The organism is Undibacterium sp. Tian12W, from assembly GCF_049339405.1.
Lineage (GTDB): Bacteria > Pseudomonadota > Gammaproteobacteria > Burkholderiales > Burkholderiaceae_D > Undibacterium.
This window is the reverse complement of record NZ_JBMPPK010000049.1, coordinates 1-6,895: the sequence shown is the minus strand read 5'-3', so window position 1 is coordinate 6,895 and position 6,895 is coordinate 1. Positions and strand designations below refer to the sequence as shown.

Annotated in this window: 5 protein-coding genes and 1 pseudogene; 4 read left to right on the top strand and 2 right to left on the bottom strand. The window is 47.7% G+C overall.

The window, feature by feature from the left end; all coding sequences use genetic code 11:
* Nucleotides 1-350: hypothetical protein (locus ACO0LI_RS30385; protein WP_423037635.1), on the bottom strand; the 350-nt coding region annotated here is incomplete at its 3' end.
* Here ACO0LI_RS30385 and ACO0LI_RS30380 point away from each other — a divergent pair.
* A complete protein-coding gene (locus tag ACO0LI_RS30380) occupies nucleotides 321-4,307 on the top strand; it encodes an RHS repeat-associated core domain-containing protein (RefSeq protein WP_423037633.1) in 3,987 nt (1,328 codons plus the stop codon). The two genes, ACO0LI_RS30385 and ACO0LI_RS30380, sit on opposite strands and share 30 nt — an antisense overlap.
* A 12-nt stretch (nucleotides 4,308-4,319) precedes the next feature.
* Entirely contained in the window at nucleotides 4,320-4,781 is a 462-nt protein-coding gene (locus ACO0LI_RS30375; protein WP_423037631.1) for a hypothetical protein, read from the top strand.
* A gap of 242 nt (nucleotides 4,782-5,023) precedes the next feature.
* Here the strand turns inward: ACO0LI_RS30375 and ACO0LI_RS30370 are convergent, their stop codons facing one another.
* The gene (locus ACO0LI_RS30370) at nucleotides 5,024-5,509 is read right to left on the bottom strand and encodes an integrase core domain-containing protein (protein WP_423037637.1); all 486 of its coding nucleotides are present in this window, start codon (nucleotides 5,507-5,509) and stop codon (nucleotides 5,024-5,026) included.
* Between the two features lie 276 nt (nucleotides 5,510-5,785).
* On the opposite strand from ACO0LI_RS30370, the pseudogene ACO0LI_RS30365 reads away from it, so the two are divergent.
* Nucleotides 5,786-5,995: pseudogene (locus ACO0LI_RS30365) on the top strand (NucA/NucB deoxyribonuclease domain-containing protein); the annotation flags it as partial.
* Nucleotides 5,996-6,505, top strand: coding sequence for a tetratricopeptide repeat protein (locus tag ACO0LI_RS30360; RefSeq protein WP_423037629.1), 510 nt, complete (start codon nucleotides 5,996-5,998; stop codon nucleotides 6,503-6,505).
* The last annotated feature ends 390 nt before the right edge of the window (nucleotides 6,506-6,895 follow it).

Sequence of the window (6,895 nt, the reverse complement as noted above, 5' to 3'; positions counted from 1 at the left end):
GCAAAGGCCAGGCGCTTGACTTCGGCCAAGGCTGGAGTGTCGATTACCAGAATGTGCAAATCCGTAAGAACATCATCCTTGGTCTCGAATGGGACGTCATCCCCATTCCAAGCCAATTCACGACCTGCCTGCGCCCCAGAGGCAAGCGCAAGGTAGACGTTACCCTGCCAACGGGCGATGTCGCCCGCTTTGAGGCGCACAACGAACAGGATTGTGACACTGTCGCCCCCCCGGTAAAAATACTCTTTACCGCCTTGCCAGGCACTACCGCCAAACTCGACCTCGTTGATATACCCAAACGCATCCAGCCGCGGGGCGGCATGCTCATCGATGCAGACGGCGCTGATCAAAATGAAACCATCGCCTGGAATCCCAAATACTACAAACTCACCACAGAAGACAACTACCAATACTATCTGACCGATGGTATAGGCATCACCAGCATCAAAGACCCGAACGGCAACACACTGACCTACAGCGACAGTGGTGTCACCCATTCCAATGGTACGGCAGCGACCTTCACCAGAGACGCCAGCCACCGCATCACCGCCATCACTGATCCGGCAGGCAAACAGATCCGTTACGCCTACAACGCCACGGGAGACCTCATCAGCGTCACTGACCGCAATGGGGCGGTGTCGAAGATGACCTATGACGCCAACCACAGCCTCATCAGCTACACCGACCCGAATGGCAAGCTGGCGGCGAGGTTTGAGTACGACCAGAGTGGAAGACTGATTGCGAGTTATGACGCTAATGGCAAAGCGGTGCAGATGCAGCATGACATTGACAATAACCAGCAGACTGTGACTGACCGCAGAGGCAATAAGACCACCTATACGTATGACAGCAATGGGAATGTGACGAAGGTTGTCAATGCACTGAATCAAGCAACGACTTATACCTATGATGCCAATGGGAATCAGGCCAGTGTGACCAATGCGGCGAATGAGACGACGAAAACTACGTTTGATCCGCAGACTTATAAGCAGTTGAGTGAGACTGATCCGTTAAATAAAACGACAACTTGGGATTACGATACTAATACGCGGACTAAGTTGAAGACTAGTACAGATGCCAATGGTAATGTGACATTCTTTAGTTACTTCGCAAAAGGTACCCGTGTAGACCAGTCCTTGGGAAGCTACGTTCACATTGGCACTGACGATAGTGGTAATACCACCTCATTGACAATCAGTGATCAACTGACACGTTACCAGAATGATGCTAAGGGCAACAGGATCAGCGAGACTGATGCAACTGGCAAGGTGACGACTTATGCCTATGATGACAACGGTAAAGAAGTGAGCCGAAGTTGGATAGCCATGGTCATGATCAATGGCGTACCGACACAAAAAACCGTTAGTGTCACCAGAACGCTGGATGCAGAAGGACGTGTTATCAGCGAAACGGATGCATTAGGCGCGATCACCAAAACGGAATACACCGCTGGTGGTAAAGTTAGCGCAACAATAGACCCGCAAGGCCGTCGCACCAGTTACAGTTATGATGATACTGGCAGACTCACTAATACCACCCATCCCGATGGCAAGACCACGACGGCTGCTTACGATGCTAGCGGCAACAAGGTCAGTGAGACTGACCGCCAGGGCAGAAGTATACGTTATGAATATGATATGCTGAACCGTCTCATCAGAACGACTGCGGCTGATGGGACAAGCACGAGTACAGCTTATGATGATGCAGGACGTGTTGCTAGTACAACGGATGCTCAGGGAAATACGACAACAAATGGTTATGATGCTGCTGGTCGTCTCATCAGCTTCACCGATTCTAAAGGCAAACAAACCAAGTTTGAATATGACGCCATAGGAAATCAAACCAAGATTACTGACGCTACCAACAAGGTAACTCAGTTTGAATATGATACGCTGAACCGTTTAGTCAAAACAACGTATCCAGACAACAGCTCCAGTAGTACGGTTTGGAACACAACAGGTACCAAGCAATCAGAAACAGACCAGGCGGGCAACACTACGCAATATGCTTATGACCCAGTCGGTCGCCTGAATCAGGTCACACAGACCAATGCTGCAACACAACAGCAAACCATTTACGGTTACGACGTCAATGGCAACAAGACCAGCCAGACGGATGCACAAGGCCACACCACAAGTTGGACTTATGATGCCAATAGCCGTGTTACCAGCAGGACTTTGCCAGCAGGGCAAGCAGAAAGCTTCGCGTTTGATGTGGCAGGTAACTTAACACAGAAGACAGACTTTGCAGGCAAGGTAACAAGTTATGTCTATGATGTTCTAGGGCAACTGATTCAGGCAAATTACCCGGATGGCAGCAGTGTCAGCACTACCTACACAGCAAATGGACAAGTTGCGAGCACGACGATATCAGGCGGCAACAATAGTAATGGCCGTCAAAATGGTCAGACGAGCTACACCTATGATGCCAATGACAAAATTACGAAACAGGTCAAGTCGGATGGCAGTTTCCTTGCTTACGCTTATGACGCCAACGGCAATATCAGCCAGCGCAGTACCGCAGCAGGCACAGTCAGCTATGGCTACGACAAGAATCAAAGGCTCATCAACGTAAGCGATAGTGCGACCAATAGCAGCACGACTTACACCTGGGATGATGCAGGGCGTTTGGTATCAACCACGACTCCGGATGGTGTCACTACGAACTATAGCTATGACCCGAATGGACGCTTGTTACAGTTGTTGCACGTCAAAGGTAGTAGTGTTGTTGCGGGCAGTCGTTACACCCTGGCCGCCAATGGTCAGCGGACGAAGGTAGAAGAGTTTGATACACAAAGCACGCAAGTAAATCTGCTTGCAGCTAATCCTGTCCGCACGACAAGCTATCAGTATGACGGTGTGAATCGACTAACGCAGGAACTGGTCAGGGACAGAAGCAATGCGACTGTACGCACTACCGACTACCAATACGATAAGGTCGGTAATCGCAGTCAGAAGACTGAAACTTCGGCAAACGGTACAACGACTACTACCTACATTTATGACGCCAATGACAGGTTGACGCAAGAAACGAAAACCACTGGTGCTAACAATGTCGTCACGACTTATACCTGGGATGACAAGGGTAACCTGAGCACGAAGAGCACAGGTGGGCAAGTTACCGTTTATGGCTGGAACGCGGATAACCGTCTGGTGGAAGTGAAACAGGGCAGCAGCCAGGCTACAGCGATTACGATTGCTCGTTACAGTTATGATGCTAATGGTAACCGGGTGCAGAAGAGCGAGCCTGGGCAAAACACCAGTCCTGACAAGGTTATCAATTACCTTGTGGATGAGACCTTCGATTATGCGCAGACAGTACAGGAAAGCACGATTCAAAGTGGTGTTACAGAAAGCACCAGTTATGTATGGGGTAACGGACTGATTCTGCAGAGTAGGGCGGGACAGTTGAATTACTATCACGCGGATGCGTTGGGCAGTACAAAAGTATTGACGGATTCAAGTGGTAATGTGACAGATGCGTATCAGTATGATGCGTTTGGGGCTGTGACCAATAAGTCTGGAACGACTGCCAATAATTATCGTTATACGGGTGAGTATTTCGATGAATCTATAAACTTGCAATACAATAGGGCAAGATGGTATGACGCGGGTGCTGGTAGGTTTGTTGCACAAGATACTTTCCGGGGGGCGTCAAGGAGACCGATTACGCTAAATCGGTATCTATATGCCAGTGCTGATCCAGTTAACCGAATTGATCCGAGTGGTTACGCTGACAATCCAGCGTCGCTTTCGATGACGGGTGCAATCAATGGAATATTAAGCAGCATTTCATTGCCTAATATCGGCGGGTTTGTAGCGCGTAATTTTGCTGTCCCATTGATTTTGGCGATGGGGGCTTATGCCATCACCCAATCACCAATAATGTCATCGGAGTCGACTCAGAAACAGGCCAGAGATGCGCTTCGAGACCTCGTAATATCTAGGGCTCGCACAAGCAAGTTGCTGTTTCACTATACGGATTTACCTGCGGCGCGAGAAATAGTGGCAGACCAGTGCATCTTCGCCTCTTGGGGATACAATCACCCCGATGGGAAATATAGGCCTGCTGGCGCATATGCTACGCCACTGGCTCCTTGGGAGGGAGGAGCTTGGACACAAAAGGACTTACGCTCGGTTCTGTACGCGAAGCCCACTGAACAAAATGTTTCAGCATTCGTTGCAATAGAATTGTTGGCACCTTGGAGGCCAGTCACTGGCGTTGAATGGGTAAATCGAGGGTTTCCGGGAACTTGTGTTCCGGTACGTGCAGTGTTTGCAGGTGAAAATATTATGCCGTTTAAATAAAAGGTATGTTTGATGGAAATTGAAAAAATTACTAATCTGCTGATACGAATTCCGTACTTTATTAAAAGTGGCCCGATTCCGCCATTACGCGTAGTGAACGACATGCTAATTCGGGGTGGAATCGACCGAGGAATGAGTGGGTCTTTGACTTGGGAACCATTTGAACTTAACGATAGAACATACTCGGAAGTGGTTTCGCGGCTGCGGCAAATCAATTCAGAATTAATTGACGCGGAACCTCCACCTAATGTTCTGACTTCGGAGCAATGGATGGAGTGGCGGCTAGTGCAGCGATTCGGTGGTGAGAATTCAGAATTGTCGGTGCTCTTTAATAATCGACATGCTATGAAGGAAAAATTGGAAAATTTCGAAAGAATTTGCGATCAGAGTAATGCGATGCAATTAAAGATCGCGATTATGGAAATCGACGCGCAGATTTCCGAGATACTCGCATCTGCACGTAAAAAAAATTAGTTGTTGCTGCCCTGTTCGGCGTTCGATTGACCAGAACCATTCCGTCTGACCTGCATTTTTTGCAGAAAATGGTAGATGTTTTGGCTCAGTTGAACACCGATCTGACTAATTTTTAATCAATAAAGTCAAATCTATTGGCTCGTTTTCTTAAACTTTGCGCAAATCGTTTGTTAAAGACGAACGCCTTCCCGAACAGCATTGCTGCCGCTCTCGATGTTCATTTTGTCTCGCAGTATTCGCCGCTAACGTCGCAAATAATACCCTTGCAACAAACCATGCCAGCCCTCAAAATACTGCATCGATTTCGGAGCCGTTCTATACGGATCAATTCCTCGCCAAACTTCAGCGGGTGTCAGTCCATATAAATGCTGGTGCGGTCTTATCACGTTGTACCATGTCGCAAATTCCGCCAGCAGGTTATCAAGTGCCGAACCATCCTTAGGCACAATCAAATTCAACTTCTGTTTGAGCGTTAAAAAGAAGCGTTCGATTCTCCCGTTTTGCCAAGGCTTACCAGGTTGGCTGAATTCATGACGGATTCCAAGATCGTTCATTCCTCTTTTAAACTCTGCACTACGAAACACAGAAGCATTGTCTGTACGAATCAATTTAGGCTTGCCGAACAGCTTGACCGTTGCTGTAAGCTGCTCAAGTATAGATTTCGAAGTCGCTGATTCAAGTCGCGTCAGTAGCAAATTTAAGCGCGTCCCATGATCCACCATACCCAGTATAAAATGCTGTACGCCGTTGGCATCGACCTTGCCAGTGCACCTAAATCATTTGTGGACGGCGACTGTCCCGACGTTCGCATGCCGATTGTCTTCATGAGTGAATCACAATTGCCCGGTGTTGGCCAGCATGTATACCTTTCTCAGGCTATGGCGAGTCAAGCGATTTTGCACAGAACGCAGGCTCTAAGATATACAAATAGATTAGTTGCTCTTGCGAAATGTGCTCTTGGACAAGGAATGCCTGTTACTAACAAATGAACATCTTGTGACGAATATCCTTTTGCATCTTCTTATGAAGGTGGGATAGGCGGAACGGTTGCAAAGGTTCCTCCGGAAAGTAATTCGGGACAGGGTGGGGTTTTGTCAGCGTTCTATAGATTCTGTGATGTTGTACCTGAAGTGTTTCCACTTAACGAATTTGTTGTTATGCCTGTCGCCTCAGCACCTGTTTCATTTCAATGTAGAAGATTTGGGAATAGATAAATGTCCAACAAAATTCTTGCAATTAAAAGCGCAGAGTTCAAGACTCTTGCCAAGCAAAAAGCAAAACTATGGCGAGAACTCGACAATAGTCGCACTAAGCATGCGGGCACTGATTGTATACAAGACCAATGGGGTACTTATGTTCCTTTGGAGCGGGTCAAAAAATTGCTTGACGTGATGGATCAACTTATTGAGGTTGATGATACTGATCAATCGAATGCCCTGCGATACAGTAAAGCTTCATTGCTATTAAGTCTTAATTACTTGGATGAAGCAGAGAAGGAATTTAAATTATTAGTTGCACAAGACCCAGAGGAACCTTTACGCAATAGAGAGCTGGTGGTTATAGCTGCTAGACGTGGTGACTTCGCAGAAGCTAACCGAATTGCAGCTATTCTTAATACTAGCCCGAATAAATCGTATCATTTATCTGAAAATAACATAATTGAGGAGTATGAAAGTCATAAGCGTTTAACTCGCCCTCGTTCTGTGTTCGATTGGAAGAGGTAGTTAAATATTATCAACATCAACGCTACGCACAATCCAAAATCAGCCATACATCACATGAATGAACAGCGCTACATGTGTTCAACCTGCGCTTGATCTATCCAGATCACTCTACGAGTGATAGACAACAGCAACACCTTCTATAACAGCAACTGCAAAAGTGTCATGCAAGGAATCTCGCCTTGCAAGGCGAGATCGTTACGCGGGCGGGTAGCAGTGCTACCCGAAACCCCCGCTCCACCATGAGCATCAGCAGCGCCGGCGTCATCAGCTGGGCCAGCCCTGTGTTGGGCAGCTTCAACGTCACCCTGCGCGCAGATAATGGCAAAGCCTATGCAGAACAACGCTACCTGCTCACAGTCAGCGACCATGCCCTGGCACTCAGTATCAGCA